18 protein-coding genes are annotated in these 15328 nt (G+C 61.9%); 10 read left to right on the forward strand and 8 right to left on the reverse strand.

Going from position 1 to position 15328, the window contains the following annotated elements; all coding sequences use genetic code 11:
• Positions 1 to 16 precede the first annotated feature (16 nt).
• Complete coding sequence (locus DWU98_RS02065) at positions 17 to 1741, reverse strand: cytochrome c biogenesis protein DipZ (protein ID WP_115493795.1); 1725 nt, start codon at positions 1739 to 1741, stop codon at positions 17 to 19.
• A 283-nt stretch (positions 1742 to 2024) separates the two neighbouring features.
• Between DWU98_RS02065 and DWU98_RS02070 the strand changes: the two genes are divergently transcribed.
• From DWU98_RS02070 to DWU98_RS02095, 6 genes are all read left to right on the forward strand, one after another.
• A complete protein-coding gene (locus tag DWU98_RS02070) occupies positions 2025 to 2549 on the forward strand; it encodes an RNA polymerase sigma factor (protein ID WP_115493796.1) in 525 nt (174 codons plus the stop codon).
• Positions 2550 to 2555: 6 nt separating this feature from the next.
• Complete coding sequence (locus tag DWU98_RS02075; RefSeq protein WP_115493797.1) at positions 2556 to 3230, forward strand: NrsF family protein; 675 nt, start codon at positions 2556 to 2558, stop codon at positions 3228 to 3230.
• A gap of 147 nt (positions 3231 to 3377) precedes the next feature.
• Positions 3378 to 3767, forward strand: coding sequence for a ribosome silencing factor (rsfS, locus tag DWU98_RS02080; RefSeq protein ID WP_115493798.1), 390 nt, complete (start codon positions 3378 to 3380; stop codon positions 3765 to 3767).
• 13 nt (positions 3768 to 3780) lie between these two features.
• A complete protein-coding gene (gene rlmH, locus DWU98_RS02085; protein ID WP_115493799.1) occupies positions 3781 to 4251 on the forward strand; it encodes a 23S rRNA (pseudouridine(1915)-N(3))-methyltransferase RlmH in 471 nt (156 codons plus the stop codon).
• Positions 4252 to 4308: 57 nt separating this feature from the next.
• Positions 4309 to 4758, forward strand: a complete 450-nt coding sequence (locus DWU98_RS02090) for a GNAT family N-acetyltransferase (protein WP_115493800.1) — start codon at positions 4309 to 4311, stop codon at positions 4756 to 4758.
• 27 nt (positions 4759 to 4785) lie between these two features.
• Complete coding sequence (locus DWU98_RS02095; protein ID WP_115494151.1) at positions 4786 to 5361, forward strand: Maf family protein; 576 nt, start codon at positions 4786 to 4788, stop codon at positions 5359 to 5361.
• 8 nt (positions 5362 to 5369) lie between these two features.
• On the opposite strand, the gene DWU98_RS02100 is transcribed toward DWU98_RS02095, so the two are convergent.
• From DWU98_RS02100 to DWU98_RS02115, 4 genes are all read right to left on the reverse strand, one after another.
• Positions 5370 to 6170, reverse strand: coding sequence for a CPBP family intramembrane glutamic endopeptidase (locus DWU98_RS02100; RefSeq protein WP_115493801.1), 801 nt, complete (start codon positions 6168 to 6170; stop codon positions 5370 to 5372).
• A gap of 6 nt (positions 6171 to 6176) precedes the next feature.
• Positions 6177 to 6569: an MAPEG family protein gene (locus tag DWU98_RS02105; RefSeq protein WP_115494152.1), complete on the reverse strand. Its 393-nt coding sequence runs from the start codon at positions 6567 to 6569 to the stop codon at positions 6177 to 6179.
• Between the two features lie 303 nt (positions 6570 to 6872).
• Positions 6873 to 7649 carry an anti-sigma factor family protein gene (locus tag DWU98_RS02110; protein WP_115493802.1) on the reverse strand — a complete coding sequence of 259 codons (777 nt, stop codon included), beginning with the start codon at positions 7647 to 7649 and terminating at the stop codon, positions 6873 to 6875.
• Complete coding sequence (locus tag DWU98_RS02115; RefSeq protein WP_115493803.1) at positions 7639 to 8199, reverse strand: sigma-70 family RNA polymerase sigma factor; 561 nt, start codon at positions 8197 to 8199, stop codon at positions 7639 to 7641. The genes DWU98_RS02110 and DWU98_RS02115 overlap by 11 nt, the downstream gene beginning before the upstream one ends.
• Positions 8200 to 8322: 123 nt before the next feature.
• Here DWU98_RS02115 and DWU98_RS02120 point away from each other — a divergent pair, with 123 nt between their 5' ends.
• Together DWU98_RS02120 and DWU98_RS02125 are read left to right on the forward strand one after the other, a co-directional pair.
• Positions 8323 to 9255 carry a metallophosphoesterase family protein gene (locus DWU98_RS02120; protein WP_115493804.1) on the forward strand — a complete coding sequence of 311 codons (933 nt, stop codon included), beginning with the start codon at positions 8323 to 8325 and terminating at the stop codon, positions 9253 to 9255.
• Positions 9252 to 9593, forward strand: a complete 342-nt coding sequence (locus tag DWU98_RS02125) for a cupredoxin domain-containing protein (protein WP_230474618.1) — start codon at positions 9252 to 9254, stop codon at positions 9591 to 9593. Before DWU98_RS02120 ends, DWU98_RS02125 begins: the two co-directional genes overlap by 4 nt.
• Here the strand turns inward: DWU98_RS02125 and DWU98_RS02130 are convergent.
• Both DWU98_RS02130 and DWU98_RS02135 read right to left on the reverse strand, forming a co-directional pair.
• Positions 9580 to 10389: a dioxygenase family protein gene (locus DWU98_RS02130; RefSeq protein WP_115493806.1), complete on the reverse strand. Its 810-nt coding sequence runs from the start codon at positions 10387 to 10389 to the stop codon at positions 9580 to 9582. The genes DWU98_RS02125 and DWU98_RS02130 overlap by 14 nt on opposite strands.
• Before the next feature lie 150 nt (positions 10390 to 10539).
• Entirely contained in the window at positions 10540 to 12399 is a 1860-nt protein-coding gene (locus DWU98_RS02135) for a DEAD/DEAH box helicase (RefSeq protein ID WP_115493807.1), read from the reverse strand.
• 108 nt (positions 12400 to 12507) lie between these two features.
• Here DWU98_RS02135 and DWU98_RS02140 point away from each other — a divergent pair, with 108 nt between their 5' ends.
• Both DWU98_RS02140 and DWU98_RS02145 read left to right on the forward strand, forming a co-directional pair.
• Positions 12508 to 13257, forward strand: coding sequence for an SDR family NAD(P)-dependent oxidoreductase (locus tag DWU98_RS02140; RefSeq protein ID WP_115493808.1), 750 nt, complete (start codon positions 12508 to 12510; stop codon positions 13255 to 13257).
• A 4-nt stretch (positions 13258 to 13261) separates the two neighbouring features.
• A complete protein-coding gene (locus DWU98_RS02145; protein WP_115493809.1) occupies positions 13262 to 13816 on the forward strand; it encodes a GNAT family N-acetyltransferase in 555 nt (184 codons plus the stop codon).
• Positions 13817 to 13894: 78 nt separating this feature from the next.
• Here DWU98_RS02145 and DWU98_RS02150 read toward each other — a convergent pair whose 3' ends face one another.
• Positions 13895 to 15205 (reverse strand): DEAD/DEAH box helicase, encoded by a 1311-nt coding sequence (locus tag DWU98_RS02150; RefSeq protein WP_115493810.1) that lies wholly within the window; start codon positions 15203 to 15205, stop codon positions 13895 to 13897.
• Between the last annotated feature and the right edge of the window lie 123 nt (positions 15206 to 15328).

The following is a 15328-nucleotide window of genomic DNA, read 5'->3' on the forward strand; positions in this document are numbered from 1 at the left end:
CGTTGCTCGTAGTGATTCAACCGAACGTGAAGGCGTAAACGTGCACGTCCGGATCAAGAAATGTAATTTCGAACACGCGCTCGCCGGTGCCATGGGCCTGGCGCACCAATTGATAGAGGCGTTGCGTGTTGATGATGCCGTTGCCTTCGGCATCGACATCGGCGCCGTGATCATCGCCGGGTGCCTTGCCATCGAGCGTAATGCGGAATCGCACGGGCTTGCCGCGATCGCCGGGGCCAAGCACCAGATGCAAGTCGCGGCCGCGGAAGCGGTAGGTGATGCGACCGGTCGGTGTGTCGAGCGTGGCGTTTTGCGGGCCGATGGTCCAGTTGCCGTCCAATGCCCATTGATTGGCTGCAAGCGTGCCGGGTGCGTGGTAATGCCAGTTCTCGTCGTGGGCGATTTGTCCGCCGGCAAAACCTTCGCTGCGTGCATAGCCCACATACGTCTCGGGCGAGCGATCCATGTCACCCGAGCCTGCCGCTTCTGCGCCCGATGCGCCGGGTTGCACATAACCCATCGGCAAGTTTTTGTAGCCCGCTTCGCTCAATAGCCGGCGAATGACATCTTCGCTGCCGGCGTAGTCGCCTTCACCGTAGTGATGCGCGCGGATTCGACCCTGCGCGTCGATGAAATAGTGCGCGGGCCAGTATTCGTTGTTGAAACCTTTCCAGATGGCGTAGTCGTTATCCATCGCCACGGGATAATCGATGTGGAAATCCTTGATCGCCTTGGCGACGTTGCTGGGATCCTTCTCGAACGCGAATTCCGGGGAATGCACGCCGATCACCACCAGGCCGTGATCGCGATACTTCTGCGCCCACGCGTTGACGTAAGGCAGCGAGCGGATGCAATTGATGCAGGAATAGGTCCAGAAATCCACAAGCACCACTTTGCCGCGCAAGGATGCAGGCGACAGAGGTGCGCTGTTGAACCATTGCGTTGCGCCAGCCAGTGAAGGCAGCTCACCTTCAACCGGCAGCGGTTGATCACGCTTTGGCACGGGCGCGGCCTGAACCGGCGCAGGTTGTATGGCGTTGATCAGCGTTTGCTCGATGCCGCTGGTGCTTGCCAGGGAAACGCGCGTCAACAAACCGGTGTCTGCGCCTAGCGCAATGGCGGCTACACCACACAGCACCAGAACGCCCAGGCCACGACGCACCCATTCGCCAGCACCCAGCGACCGCTTCATCAGCGCAAATACGCGACCGCCAACCAGCAACGCCAACGCGAGCGACACGGCCGCGCCGCCGGCATAGGTAAGCAAGAGCAGGGTGGTTTCCACGCTGGCGCCTTGCAGGGCGGCGCCCGTCAGCAGCAGGCCCAGGATCGGCCCTGCACAGGGCGCCCATAGCAGACCCGTAGCCACGCCCAGCCCCGCGGCGGACCATGGTGAATCCTCTTGCGCTTGTGCTTTTTCGGTCAGCCGGTTGCCCAGTTTCACGAAAGGCCGGCTGATCCATTCGGCGACGTGTGTGGAGAGCAACGTAAGACCCAGTACCGCCAATACCAGCAATGCCGCATAGCGGCCGAACTGATTGGCGCGCACCGCCCATCCGCCGCCCACCGCCGCCAGCGTGGCGACCAGCGCGAAGGTAAGCGCCATGCCTATCAGCATTGGCAAGCCGTTGCGCGCGAACGGTCGGTCGGCGCGTGCGAACACGAAGGGCAGCACCGGCAAAATGCACGGGCTGAGAATGGTGAGGATGCCGCCGAGGAAGGCGAGGGTGAGCAAAAGCATGGCTGACTCGCAGGTCGTGTTCCGACAGGGTATTCGCTGTGCCGGACGAATGGTTACGTTAAGGTTTTGCGCTACGACGGGGTAACCAAACCATCGGCGAAGGCGAATCAGTTCATGGAAACCGACCCCTTGGCGAGCCATGCGTGCCTTTTCATCCTTGACCTTTGACGGTCCATGGGTACTACTACGCCAGCCTCCGCCACGGAGGCGGGATAGCGACAAGGCCGTGTCAACCGAAACACTCAGTGCCAGCGAACAGGCAGACCGACAACGGGCTGCATGGATGGCGGCCGCGCAAGCGGGCGATCAGCGTGCCTACGCGCGCCTGCTGACCGCTTCGGTGGCACTGATCCGCAGTGTGGCAAGGCGCCAGGGTGTGCCGGTGGACACGCTCGATGATGTGGTGCAGGAAACCCTGCTGACCGTGCATCGCGTGCGGCATACCTTCGATCCCACGCGTTCCTACGATGCGTGGCTGTCGGCGATCGCTGCGCGTCGCGCCATCGACGTGCTGCGCAGCCATGGCCGCCGCGAACACCGCGAAGTACACGACGAATGGGCCTTCGACACCCATCCGGATCGCGACGACGCCAGCGTCGGCGCGGAGCGTGCGCAAGAGGCGCGGCGGCTGCGCGACGCTATCCGAACCCTTCCGCCGGGCCAGCGTGAGGCGGTGGAGCAGCTGGGCCTCAAGGAGCAATCCCTGGCCGAGGCTGCCCAACACACCGGGCGAAATACCGGTGCGCTCAAAGTTAATCTGCATCGTGCGCTGAAAACGTTGCGCGATCGCTTGCATGGAGAATCCTGAACCGTCATGTCCGAAGCAGCACACCACGAAGCCCTGATCGACGCGCTCGGCGCCGAGCTGACGCCGGTGCGGCGTCTGCCGCCGCCGTGGCGGCGCGCGCTTGGCTGGCTGCTGGTCGTGGTGGTCACGGCGGCGGTGCTGTTGGTGCGTCATGGTGCAACCACCATGATGCATCGTTGGGAGGTGGCTCCCGATCTGGGCGTTGCCGCGGCCGGCGCGGTGATCACGGCGATCACTGCGGCGCTCACCTCATTCGTGCTCGCGGTGCCCGGACGCACGCTCAAGTGGGCCTGGCTGCCGGTGCCCAGTGCGCTGGTGTGGATTGCCGCCAGTGGCATGGGCTGCTTGCGCGCGCACATTCCTGGCATGCCGGTGATGAACATCCATGGCGCCGACGATTGCCTGATCTTCATCATCAGTTTTTCGGTGCCGCTGTCCGCTCTGATGATCTGGCTGTTGCGGCGCGCCTGCCCGTTGCACCCGGCACTGACGGCGATCATGGTGGGCCTCGCCAGCGCGGCGGCTTCGGCCAGTCTCCTGGAGATCTTCCACAACTTCGACGCCTCCGCGTCGGATCTGCTGATGCACCTGCTTGCCATCGCGATCGTGATAGGCGCCAACTCACTCATGGGTGGGCGATTGTTGTCACGGGCTTTTGTTTCCGCTCCCCGCCGGGGATAGGGTCAGCTGCGGGGCAGGGCCTGCCCCTGGTTCCACCCATAAATCTCCCCGCAGGGGCCTGGCAAGGCTTGACGTGCCGTTACGACAAGGCGGATATACTGCACCCGCGCGATCCCGCGCCGCCGATACGCTGCGAGGCCCCACCTCTTGACCACCATTCGCCATGCCAAGGCCGCCAATGCGGCCACTCTGCGCAAGACTGTCATAGCCGCCCTTGAAGACCTTAAGGCCAAGGACATTCGAGAAATCGATGTACGCGGCAAAACTTCCATCGCCGACCTGCTCGTGATTGCTTCCGGCACCTCGGCACGCCACGTCAAATCCATCGCCGACGAAGTGGTCAGGTTCGCCAAACAGGCGGGCGTGATGCCGCTTGGTGTCGAAGGCGAGCGAGAGGCCGAGTGGGTGCTGGTGGATCTGGGCGATGTCATCGTGCACGTCATGCTGCCGCGCATTCGCGAGTTCTACGGCCTGGAACGCCTGTGGACCGTAGGCGATCGCGACGCCGGCGGCGAAGCCGCCCTGGCCACGGGTTGATAAAAAATCCGGCATGCGTGCGCGCCTGATCGCCATCGGCGAACGCATGCCCGCGTGGGTTGCAGAAGGGTTTGCCGAATACCGTAAACGGCTCTCCCACGATTTGCCCCTCGAATTGATCGAATTGAAGCCCGGCGCGCGCGGCAAGGGGCGCGACGATGTGCGCGCCATCCACGATGAAGGCGTTGCCATGCTTGCCGCGTTGCCACGCGACATCCAGGTGATTGCTCTCGACGGTCGTGGCAAGGCGTGGTCCAGCGAAGAACTTGCCGAACAACTCGCAAAATGGCGCATGGCTGGCCGCGATATCGCTTTTCTCATTGGGGGCCCCGACGGTCACGCACCCGAAGTGTTAGCGCGCGCCGATCAAAAGTGGTCATTGGGCCCGCTCACGCTCCCGCATATGCTGGTGCGGTTGGTGTTGGTCGAACAGCTTTATCGCGCCACCACTTTGTTGGCTGGGCATCCGTACCATCGCGCGTGATCGACCCTACGGCCCGCGCGATGTGTCCGGGCCTGGTCGTTTATTTTGGGGGTTGTCATGCGCTTTCAGGTTCGCCAGGCGAGCATTTACGATCTGGATACGCTGGTGCCGTTATTTGACGGATACCGGCAGTTTTACCGACAGCCTGCCGATCCTGCGCAGGCACGCCATTTTCTTGCCGAGCGTTTTGCTCACCACGAATCGCTGATTCTGCTTGCCGGTGACGAGGAGAACCCAGGTTTGGGTTTTTGCCAGCTCTATCCGTTGTTCTCGTCCGTACGCATGGTGCGCACCTATTTGCTCAACGATCTTTTTGTAGCGCCCCATGCGCGCCGCCTTGGCGTTGCAAAAGCCTTGCTGAGGGCATCGGCCGATCACGCGCGTGCACTGGGGGCGGCCAGTCTTTCGCTCACCACAGAGTTAATCAATGCGCCTGCGCAATCGCTGTACGAATCGTTGGGATGGAAGCGCGATCAGGTCTTTTGCGAGTATGGTCTTGGCCTTTAGCTACTCATGAACACGCAAGGAGCATGCATGCTTTATCTGGCCTCCCAGTCGCCGCGCCGCCGCGAATTGCTTGGACAGCTTGGTGTCAGCTTTTCCGTTCTTGATGTGGATGTGGCGGAAATCCCGCTTCCTGACGAAGCACCGGTCGATTACGTGCAGCGCGTGGCACGCGACAAAGCGCGCGCCGGATGGCAATCGCTCGCACCACAGCTGAAAGCTGATGCAGTGGTGATCGCGTCGGATACGGAGGTGGTACTGGACAACCGGATCTTCGGCAAACCAAAAGATGCCGGGGACGCCAGCCGAATGCTGCACACGCTTGCGGCGCGCACGCATGAAGTGATGTCAGCGGTGTGGATGATGTCCGCTGAACACGAGCGTGGTGATATCTGCATCTCGCGCGTGCGCTTTGCGGACCTGAGCGAGGCGACCATTGCCGCCTACGTGGCGAGCGGCGAGCCGTTCGGCAAGGCGGGCGCCTATGCCATCCAGGGCAAAGGCGCCACTTTGATTGAACATCTGGAAGGCAGCTATTCCGGCGTGATGGGTTTGCCTTTGTTCGAAACCGCGCGCTTGCTGCAGTCTTTCAGTGTGGCGGCCTGAGCGCCCACTCATGCGGCGGCAAACAGCGCCACCAATGCAAACAGGTTGTACAAGCCGTGCGCGAGAATCGCCGGCCACAGCGAACCGGATTTCAACCGCAGCCAGCACAGCGCAGCGGCAAGCAAGGTGAGATTGGGCAGCGCGTACCACTGAAACTGCAGACCATCCAGATGCACGCAGGCGAACAGTACCGCGCAGCAGATGATCGACGTGGTGACCGACAGACGCCGCAACAACGCCGACAGCAGCACACCGCGAAACATCAGTTCTTCGATCATCGGGCCAACCGTGACCGCCACGATCGAAAGCGGCAGGCGCAGGGAAGGGGACGCATGCTGGCTCAGTTCCTGCACGTTTTGCGTGACCTCATGCCCGTGTGCGAGCAGTTGCGTGATCAGCGCACCTAACGGTGGCATTACCACGCCAACCAGCAGTGCGGTGCCGTACCAGCGAAACGCGGTCGGTGCAGTGAAACCGAAGCCGGGTTGATCGCCTCGCGCCCAAAGTGGCGGCCACATGCGATGCACCAGCCAGAACAACAGCAATGCAATCAATGGCAGCGCAATGACCACCAGCATGGCATTGCTGTCCGGCTGCTGCAGCACGGCCATGGCATGCTTGCGTGCATCGGCGAGTGAGAGTTCCGGATGACGCACCTTCTCCAGCGCACCTACCGCTAAACCCATCAGCACGCCCGCGGCGACCTGTAGCAGGAAATACAGCAGAATGACGCCCAATGCCTGCAGTACGCCGGGTGCCTGTTGCCGCGGCGGCGTCACCGGCGGATGGGTGGACGGTAATGCAGTCATCGACTATCAGCCGGCGATCCAGGCGCGGGCCAGCCCCATGACACCCATCACGACCAACGCTGCCCACCCCGCCATGCAGACCATGTAGCCCGGACCGCGCTTGCCTGCATCGCGCAGATACGCCAGCGCGTACCAGACGCGTCCAATGACCCATACCAGGCCTGCTACACCGGCCCACAACGCGTAGCCATAGTGCACGGCAAGCCACAGTGCAGGCAGAAACATGACGGAGCTTTCCAGCGTATTCATCTGCACGCGATAGGCGCGTTCGAACGCGGGGTGTCCAGTGGTGGCCGGCGCCTCGACCCGATACTTCCCACGCGCTTTTCCCACTGCATACATCGTTCCAAATTGCAGCAGAACGGTCAGCAGTACAACCAGGGCGGGCAGGTTCTGGATCATGGTGGCCTCGTTGCAAAAAGGTGCTGACACTGTAGCGGGTTGGTGCGCGGCTGTGGGGGTGCCAACGGGCACACTGACAAGTACGTGTCGGGGCTGTATGGGCGGGCAAAAAGGGTGAAGAAAGTCAGAATGTCGACGTCGATCGCAGTCGCGCTGGCGGATGATTCGGCGGGTTTGGCGGTGGACGCCTGGGCCTGGGCGGGCTGCTGATCCTGGCGGTGCTGGGTTGGATTTTTTCAAGAATCTGCTCGCCTTCTCAATCGAGGCGGTCAGCCGAGCGCCTACGCGCCAACAGGTCGGTTAGCGCATGAGCGGCGAGACGGCGTCGTTTCGAAAAAGCTGCACGAACTGCTGCAATTGGCTCTCCTCGACGTCGGAGATGGCGACGAATCGCATGTGTTCGTCCGTCCATTGGATGACCGTATAACCGCGTTGTTGCGAAACACTCACCGCAGCGGTTTCCGATGATACGGGCCACTGATACAGATTGATCACATGCAGGCGCCGCCGGTAGATGAGTGCGGCGACATCGTGTCCATCGAGTGCGTCGAGCCGCCCACCCACCAGCGGGAAGCCCGCGTTTGCCAGATCTTTGACGCGGGGTGAGAAATCCAGCTTGCCGGCGAACCACGGTTTCACGGTGTGCTGGTCGGTGGAAATAACGTCCATGAGATGTTGCGGCTGCATCGAGCGGATATGGCCGGAGATGGCTTCCTCGACGGTCAGATTTGCATTGTCGTGACGATGCAGCGCATAGAACGCGGGCAGCGTGATCAACAGTGCGGCGGCGAAGCCTGCGGCCATCGACAGCGCAATGGGCGCGCGACGCGTTCTGGCCGGCGCTGCGTTGGCGGCCGATGTGGGCTCCGGGAAAGACCATTGCACGCGTAACGCATCCGGTGCTCGGCGGTAAAGCGACGCCTGCGTAAACGCAGCGCGAAGCTGCAGGAAATCGGCATGCTGTGCCGCACAGGCGGAGCAGTGGCGCAGATGGTGTTCCATGGCTACGCTTTGCGAAGCGTCCAGTTCGTTATCGAGATAGGCGTGCAGAAGCAGCCTTGCGTCATCACACATCATGACGGCATGCCTCCGTGGAAGAGCGAGAGAGTTCGGTTTTCAGCCGTTCGCGTGCGCGAGCCAATCGCGACATCACCGTGCCGATTTTCTGCCCGGTGATGGAGGCGATCTCCTTGTAGGAACACTCTTCCAGTTCGCGCAGCACGATGGCTTCGCGCAAAGGGTGTGGAAGTTGGCCCAGTGCGGCGTGTAGCGCACGCACGTCTACCGCCAGCAACACGCGCGCTTCCGGCGACAGCTGCTCGTCAATGAGCCCATGTGTATCGTCGTCGAAGGATTCATGTGCATCGTCCGATGCGCCTTTTGCACGCAACGAATAAAACGTGTTGCGCACGATGGCGAGCAGCCATACGCGCGCATCGCCACCCCGGAAACTGTCAAAATAACGGAATGCACGCAGCATCGCCTCCTGCACGACGTCTTGCGCATCCGCATCGTCGCGCGTCAGCCATCGCGCAAGGTTGTAGGCGGCATCCAGATACGGCAGTACGCACACCTCGAAATGTGTGCGTCGGGGTGTTGATGCGGGAGGACGAAAGTCGGAGGGCATAAAACCTCATACCGGCATTGCGGCGACTTTATTCCCGCGCGGGAAAACACGGAATAGGCCGGTCGGCGACCCGGTAAAGGCAGGTGAGGGCGGCGCTGGGCGGCCCTACTGGCGGAGCGTGTGATGGAACAGGACAACGAACAGGGTCGGCGGCAATTCCTCAAATGCATGGCCTGGGCCGGGGCTGGCACCTTATGGCTGATGAAAAGCGGTGTACTGCAAGCACAGCCGTTGGGCGACAACGACAACGGCGCCGCGCAGGGCTCGGCTTTCAGTTTTGTGCAGATCAGCGATTCGCACATCGGCTTTCACCGAGCGCCCAACCCGGACGTGGTGGGCACCTTGCGGCGCTCGCTGGCGATGATCCGGGCGCAGACATCGCAGCCCGCCTTTGTGCTGCATACGGGCGATCTCACCCATTTATCCAAACCCGAACAGTTCGATACCTTGGCCGGACTGATGCAGGAAGCCCGCCTCGGCCGCAGCTTTTACGTGCCTGGCGAACACGATGTCATCGGCGACAACGGTGCCGAATTCTTCCGCCGTTTCGGCGAGAAGCAGCATGCGGGTGGCTGGTACAGCTTCGACCAGGGTGGCGTGCATTTCGTAGGTCTCATCAATGTGCTTAACCTCAAAGCCGGTGGATTGGGTTTGCTGGGCGCAGATCAGTTGGCATGGCTGAAGAACGATCTTGCCGGCTTATCCGCCGAGACACCCATCGTCGTGTTTGCACATATGCCGCTATGGCCTCTTTATCCGCAGTGGGGCTGGGGGACGGACGACAGCGCGCAAGCGATGACGTACCTGCGGCGTTTCGGCTCGGTAACCGTACTCAACGGGCATATCCATCAGATCCAGCAAAAGGTGGAAGGCCACATCACGTTTTACACCGCGCGTTCCACCGCCTATCCGCAACCGGCGCCAGGCGCAGCACCCGCGCCAGGGCCGTTGCAGAGCGTGAAGCCAGATGCGCTGCATCGTTATCTGGGAATCCGCGACGTGCGGCACGTACATGTCGGTGGTGCGCTGGCGGTGACCGACGAGGTGATGGCATGAGCCGATCGATAGTGCGCGCGATGTGGATGGCGTTGTACTGCGCAGTGTTCGCATGTCCAGCTGCCGGTGCGGCACCGGCCAAAGACACGAGCTATGCTGTGGGCATCCAGAACTTCGCATTCGTGCCCAAGACACTCACTGTGCCGATCGGCACGCGCGTGGTGTGGACCAATCGCGATGAGGAGCCTCACGTGGTGACCAGCGCCGGCGCGACGTTCCCCTCATCGAAGGCGTTGGATTCCGGCGACAGCTACACCGTGACATTTTCCAAGCCAGGTACTTACACCTATTACTGCTCAATCCACCCGATGATGGTGGGGACCATCATTGTGCAGTGACGGTTGCCGGCGCGCTGTCGAAACGATAGATGTCCATGGCGAGAAAGCCCAGGTCGATACCTGCATCGATACGCTGCCCGGCGATGTGCTCGCCGGCGGCGCCAAGCGCCACATAAAGCGGCAGCAGATGTTCGTCGGTGGGATGCGCGCGTTCGGCGCCGGGCGCTTGCCGGCGATAGTCGAGCAAAGCGCCGATGTCGCCGGCTTTGATCTTCTGTTCGATCCAGCCAATGAAAGGACGCACATACGGCGCTTCATTAGCATCGCTGTAGCCAGCGCGAAGATCATGCAAGTTGTGGGTGATGCTGCCCGATCCAATCACCAGGACACCTTGTTCGCGCAGGGGTGCGAGCGCACGACCCACGGCGTATTGATGCGCCGGTCCAAGATGTGGCTGGATCGATAGCGGCATCACGGGAATATCGGCCTGCGGGTAAAGCAGGCGCAAAGGCACCCACGCACCATGATCCAATCCTTGCGCGGGATCACGTCGGGGCGAGAGATCCGCCTGCTCAAGCAGATGCGCAACCTGCGCGGCAACGTCCGGTGCGCCCGGCGCGGGATATTGGATCTCATACAGCTCGCGCGGGAAGCCGAAGAAGTCGTGAATGGTTTCAGGCCGAGCCGCAGTGCCTACGCTCGGCTCGCGCGCCAGCCAATGCGCGCTGGCGATCACGATGGCGTTCGGGCGCGGCAGGCGGGTGGCAAGCTCAGCCAACCGTTCGCCCATCTGACCGGGATGCAACGCGGTCATTGGCGAGCCGTGTGAAATATAGAGGCTTGGAAGCGTGTTCATGGTCCTGCAAGTATGGGCGCATCGGCGCGCTTACAGGGGAGCCGCAAGGAAACGCATTGTCGTGCTTGGCGAAACGATCGGGGCGAACTAGCTCATCGTCATTGCGACCTTAGCTGCAATGACGATAAAGCAAGCATGACGCACAAAGCCTTACTTATGGCGCTTGGGCTTCCCGTGGCCCGCCCCATGCTTCGCCGGTTTTCCCGTGTTTCCGCGCGCATGCGTCGGCTTGAAAGCCGGTTTGCGCGGTGCACGCGCGCCGCCTGTGCTGCCTTCCTCCTCATTGCCATCCCACTCGGCGATGCGCAACTGCTGCTGGTTCACCCACACCTTCTTCAAGTGTTGGAAAACTTCGCCAGGCATGCCATCAGGCAGGTCGATCAGGCTGTAATCGCCGCGAATGCTTAAACGTCCAATGTGCTGGCTCTCCAGGCCGGCTTCATTGGCAATCGCACCGATGATGTTGCCGGGCTTCACGCCGTGTTCGTGTCCCACCTCGATGCGATATGTGCGCTTGCCGCTTTCAGTGGCGTGCGGGCGAAGCTGGCGCGGGGCGAAATCGCGCGGATTGCCGTCGTGCTGACGCGGCTCGCGCTGCGCACGGCGCGGTTCGCCGTCGTGTGCACGGGCAGGGCGTGCTTCACGCTCATGCGTGCGTTCGCGCTTGGGCGCCGCTTCCAGCAGGAGTGGGCGATCGCCCTGTGCGATGCGTGCCAAGGCGGCGGCAATTTCAATGGCCGGGATGTCGTGTTCCTGTTCGTACTGCTCGATCAGTTGCTGGAATTGTTCCAAACCACCGATGGCGAGCGTATCGCTGATGCTTTGCTTGAAGCGCGCGATGCGGCGATCGTTCACGGCTTCTACCGTGGGCAGTTTCATTTCCTCGATCGGCTGGCGCGTGGCGCGTTCGATAGCGCGCAGCATGCCTTTTTCGCGCGGCGTTACGAACAGAATCGCCTCGCCGCTGCGACCGGCGCGACCGGTGCGGCCAATGCGGTGTACGTAACTTTCCGTGTCGTAGGGTATGTCGTAATTGAGCACGTGGCTGATGCGCTCCACATCCAGCCCGCGCGCAGCCACGTCGGTGGCGACAAGAATATCGAGCTTGCCTTCTTTGAGCTGCTGAATGACGCGCTCGCGTTGCGGCTGTGCGATATCGCCATTGATGGCGGCAGCAGCGAGCCCGCGAGCTTGCAGTTTTTCAGCCAGTTCTTCGGTCGCCTGCTTGGTGCGTGCGAAGATGATCATGGCGTCGAACGGCTCGGCTTCGAGGATGCGCGTCATCGCATCCAGCTTGTGCATGCCGCTTACCCACCAATAACGCTGGCGGATGTTCGCTGCGGTGGTGGTGGCCGCCTTGATGGTGACTTCCACCGGATCTTTCAGATGCCGCTGGGCGATCTTGCGGATCGGCGGCGGCATCGTGGCGGAAAACAGCGCAACCTGTCGCTGGGGCGGCGTGGCCTGCAGCACTTTTTCGACGTCGTCGATAAAGCCCATGCGCAACATTTCATCCGCTTCATCGAGCACAATGAAGCGCAGTTCCGAAAGATCGAGCGTGCCGCGATCAAGGTGATCGATCACGCGCCCCGGTGTGCCAACCACGACGTGCACACCACGCCGCAGCGCGTGCAACTGTGGGCCATAGCTTTGTCCGCCATAAATAGGCAGCACCTGGAAACCCGGCATGTGCGCCGCGTAACGCTGAAATGCTTCGGCCACCTGAATGGCGAGTTCGCGCGTGGGCGCCAACACCAATGACTGCGGCTTGCCGGGACGCATTTCGATGCGCGATAGGATCGGCAATGCGAACGCCGCCGTTTTGCCGGTGCCGGTTTGCGCCTGACCGAGCACATCGCGCCCTTCGAGCAAAGATGGAATGGTGGCGGCCTGGATCGGCGAAGGTGATTCGTAACCCACGTCGGCCAGCGCACGCAGGACTTCCGGCGTGAGCGCGAGCGCAGAGAAGCCGGCGGCGGCCGGATTGGAATCAGGAGACGGGGACGACATGGGAAAACCTCGACGTGGCATGCGCGGCGGCATGCAGGAGAAGGACACTATTGTAACAGCGTACGCTCGCCATACTCTTGGCAGCTTGGGTAGTCATCGGGTATCGACATGAAAAACCGTCTGAAAGATCGCATCGCGTTGGTTACGGGAGCGTCCTCGGGCATCGGTGAAGCCACCGCGTTGGCACTGGCCGAGCAGGGCGCCAAGGTGGCGATTGCCGCCCGGCGCAAGGATCGGCTTGAGCAACTGGCCCATACCCTGGCCGGCCTGGGCGCAGAGCCCCTGGTGCTGGTGGCGGATCTAGCCTCGGAAGTCGAAGCTCAGCGCATTGTGAAGGAAACCGAAGCGCATTACGGCCACCTGGACATCCTGGTCAACAACGCCGGCGTGATGTATCTGGAGCCGGTTGCAGAGGCCGATCTTGGCCGCTGGCGCCGCATGCTGGAGTTGAACGTGCTCAGCCTGATCGCCTCCACACAGGCAGCGTTGCATGGCATGCGCGCGCGGCGTGATGGGCATATCGTGAACATTTCGTCAGTGGCCGGGCGTGTGGCCAATCCCAATTCAGGCGCCTATGCGGCCACCAAGTTCGGCGTGGTGGCTTTTTCCGAATCGCTGCGGCGCGAGGTGTACAAGGACAACATCCGCGTCAGCGTGATCGAGCCTGGCCTGGTGGATACGGAACTGCGCGATCACATTGGCCATGAAGGTGTTCGCACCGCGCTCAACGGTGTGGCGAGCGGCATGCGCCAGCTGCAGTCGGAAGATATCGCCGAGGCCATTCTCTTCTGCGTGACGCGCCCGGATTACGTGTGCATCAACGAAGTGCTGATGCGTCCGACGGATCAGGAGCGTTGAAGCCGTGACGGCATGGCCGGTATTGGAAACGTCGCGCGCGCGCATTCGCCTTCCGGACGTGACGGATGCGTCCAAACTATTGCGTTATCGCGTCGACAACCGCGCACACCTCGCGCCGTGGGAACCCTTGCGCGATACGGAGTACTACACGCTGGAGCATTGCATCCGAAGCATTGGCGATGGACGCAACCATGCCAGGCAGGATCGCGGGTATCCATTGATGGCTTTTGACCGCGACGAGCAAACGATTCTCGCCACCTTGAATTTCGCCAATATCGTGCGTGGCGCGTTTCAGGCCTGTCACCTCGGTTATGGCGTTGCCGCACGCCTGCAAGGACAGGGCTTCATGCGCGAAGCGCTGGAAACGGGTATTGCCTGGGCCTTTGACGAACTGAGACTGCATCGGATCATGGCCAATCACATGCCGAGCAATGAACGCAGCGGGAAACTGCTGGCCTCGCTGGGTTTTGAGCGTGAAGGTTATGCCAAGCGCTATCTGCAGATTGCAGGCGTTTGGGAAGATCACGTGCTTACGGCGTTGATTGGTCCGGACGGTTGAACGTCAGTGTTTAGTATCCCGGCACCCCGACGAATGTCGGGGTGCCGGGATTGAAGGATGCCGTCGGCCAGGAGTAGCTCAAATGGCGGCAGGCTTGCGCCCATGCGGCCGCCTGCGCTTGCGATTGCCCATCGCATGGTCACCGCTTGAATTGTTCTGCTGCGCATGTCCGTGCGGGCGGCGCGCATTGCCGCCTTGACGTGGCTGACGCTGAGCCTGCTTGGGACGTGGTGCATGCGCGTCCAGGCGCAATGGCTCGGACAGCTCAAAACCGGGTACTTCGTTGATCGCGATGTCCTGCTTCAAGAGCCTGCGGATATCGCGCAGCAAGCCGGATTCTTCATGGCTCACCAGCGATAGCGCCAAACCGCTGGCGCCGGCGCGGCCGGTACGGCCGATGCGGTGCACGTAATCCTCGGCCACCATGGGCAGATCGAAGTTGATCACGATGGGCAATTGATCGATATCGATGCCACGCGCGGCGATATCCGTGGCGACCAGTACGGTAATGCGCCCGCTCTTGAAATCGCCCAGTGCGCGCGTGCGAGCGTTCTGGCTCTTGTTGCCGTGAATGGCTGCCGCGCGCAGGCCCGATTGCTCCAGGTGGCGCACCAGCTTGTCGGCACCATGCTTGGTGCGGGTGAAGACCAGCGTCTGGCGGCGGCTGTCTTTGCTGAGCACGTGCAGTAGCAAATCCCGCTTGCGCGCATTGTCAACCGGATGCACTTCGTGGCTCACCGTGGTCGCCACGCTGTTGGGCGGCGTCACGGACACCTCGCTGGGCGCGTGCATGAACTGGATCGCCAGCGCCTTGATCTCGGGCGCGAACGTTGCCGAGAAAAGCAACGTCTGGCGCTGCCTGGGCAGTACGCCGATGATGCGTTTGAGCGCGGGCAGAAAACCCATGTCGAGCATGCGATCGGCTTCGTCCAGCACCAGCACTTCGACGCCGGAAAGGTCGACGGTGCGCTGCTGCATGTGATCGATCAGGCGGCCCGGCGTGGCGATGACAATATCCACGCCGCGGCGCAGTGCCTGCACCTGCGGCCCCATGCCGACACCTCCGAAAATCACCGCGCTACTCACGCGCAGGTGTTTTCCATAGGTGCGAATGTTCTCGTGGACTTGGGCCGCCAGCTCGCGCGTAGGCGTGAGCACAAGCGCACGTGGACGCGCCCTGGCGGTAGATGTGGTGGTGGATAACCGATGCAGCAGCGGCAGCGAAAACGCCGCCGTCTTGCCGGTGCCGGTTTGCGCGGCGGCCAGCAGGTCGCCGCCTTCCAGCACCACGGGAATGGCGCCGGCCTGGATGGGTGTGGGTTCGGCGTAGCCCTGTTCGGCAAGCGCGCGCAGCAACGCAGGGGCGAGGCCCAGCGATTCGAAAGACATGAAATGCTCCTGTGCAACTCGGAGCTTTTCTTGCAGAACCGCGTTGCCGTATATGGGAATTTAGGTGGAATCCACGATCCGTGAGGGATGTGATTCGTCGGACATTATACACACATGAAGGCG

It is taken from the genome of Dyella monticola, assembly GCF_003363155.1.
GTDB classification, from domain to species: Bacteria; Pseudomonadota; Gammaproteobacteria; order Xanthomonadales; family Rhodanobacteraceae; genus Dyella_B; species Dyella_B monticola.

Coding starts and splice junctions, on each gene's coding strand:
- DWU98_RS02125 (WP_230474618.1), top strand. CDS start 9,252: ATGAGCCGATCGATAGTGCGCGCGATGTGGATGGCGTTGTACTGCGCA.
- DWU98_RS02135 (WP_115493807.1), bottom strand. CDS start 12,399: ATGTCGTCCCCGTCTCCTGATTCCAATCCGGCCGCCGCCGGCTTCTCT.
- DWU98_RS02115 (WP_115493803.1), bottom strand. CDS start 8,199: ATGCCCTCCGACTTTCGTCCTCCCGCATCAACACCCCGACGCACACAT.
- DWU98_RS02095 (WP_115494151.1), top strand. CDS start 4,786: ATGCTTTATCTGGCCTCCCAGTCGCCGCGCCGCCGCGAATTGCTTGGA.
- DWU98_RS02075 (WP_115493797.1), top strand. CDS start 2,556: ATGTCCGAAGCAGCACACCACGAAGCCCTGATCGACGCGCTCGGCGCC.
- DWU98_RS02150 (WP_115493810.1), bottom strand. CDS start 15,205: ATGTCTTTCGAATCGCTGGGCCTCGCCCCTGCGTTGCTGCGCGCGCTT.
- DWU98_RS02140 (WP_115493808.1), top strand. CDS start 12,508: ATGAAAAACCGTCTGAAAGATCGCATCGCGTTGGTTACGGGAGCGTCC.
- DWU98_RS02120 (WP_115493804.1), top strand. CDS start 8,323: ATGGAACAGGACAACGAACAGGGTCGGCGGCAATTCCTCAAATGCATG.
- DWU98_RS02130 (WP_115493806.1), bottom strand. CDS start 10,389: ATGAACACGCTTCCAAGCCTCTATATTTCACACGGCTCGCCAATGACC.
- DWU98_RS02110 (WP_115493802.1), bottom strand. CDS start 7,649: ATGATGTGTGATGACGCAAGGCTGCTTCTGCACGCCTATCTCGATAAC.
- DWU98_RS02100 (WP_115493801.1), bottom strand. CDS start 6,170: ATGACTGCATTACCGTCCACCCATCCGCCGGTGACGCCGCCGCGGCAA.
- DWU98_RS02090 (WP_115493800.1), top strand. CDS start 4,309: ATGCGCTTTCAGGTTCGCCAGGCGAGCATTTACGATCTGGATACGCTG.
- rlmH (WP_115493799.1), top strand. CDS start 3,781: ATGCGTGCGCGCCTGATCGCCATCGGCGAACGCATGCCCGCGTGGGTT.
- DWU98_RS02065 (WP_115493795.1), bottom strand. CDS start 1,741: ATGCTTTTGCTCACCCTCGCCTTCCTCGGCGGCATCCTCACCATTCTC.
- DWU98_RS02070 (WP_115493796.1), top strand. CDS start 2,025: ATGGCGGCCGCGCAAGCGGGCGATCAGCGTGCCTACGCGCGCCTGCTG.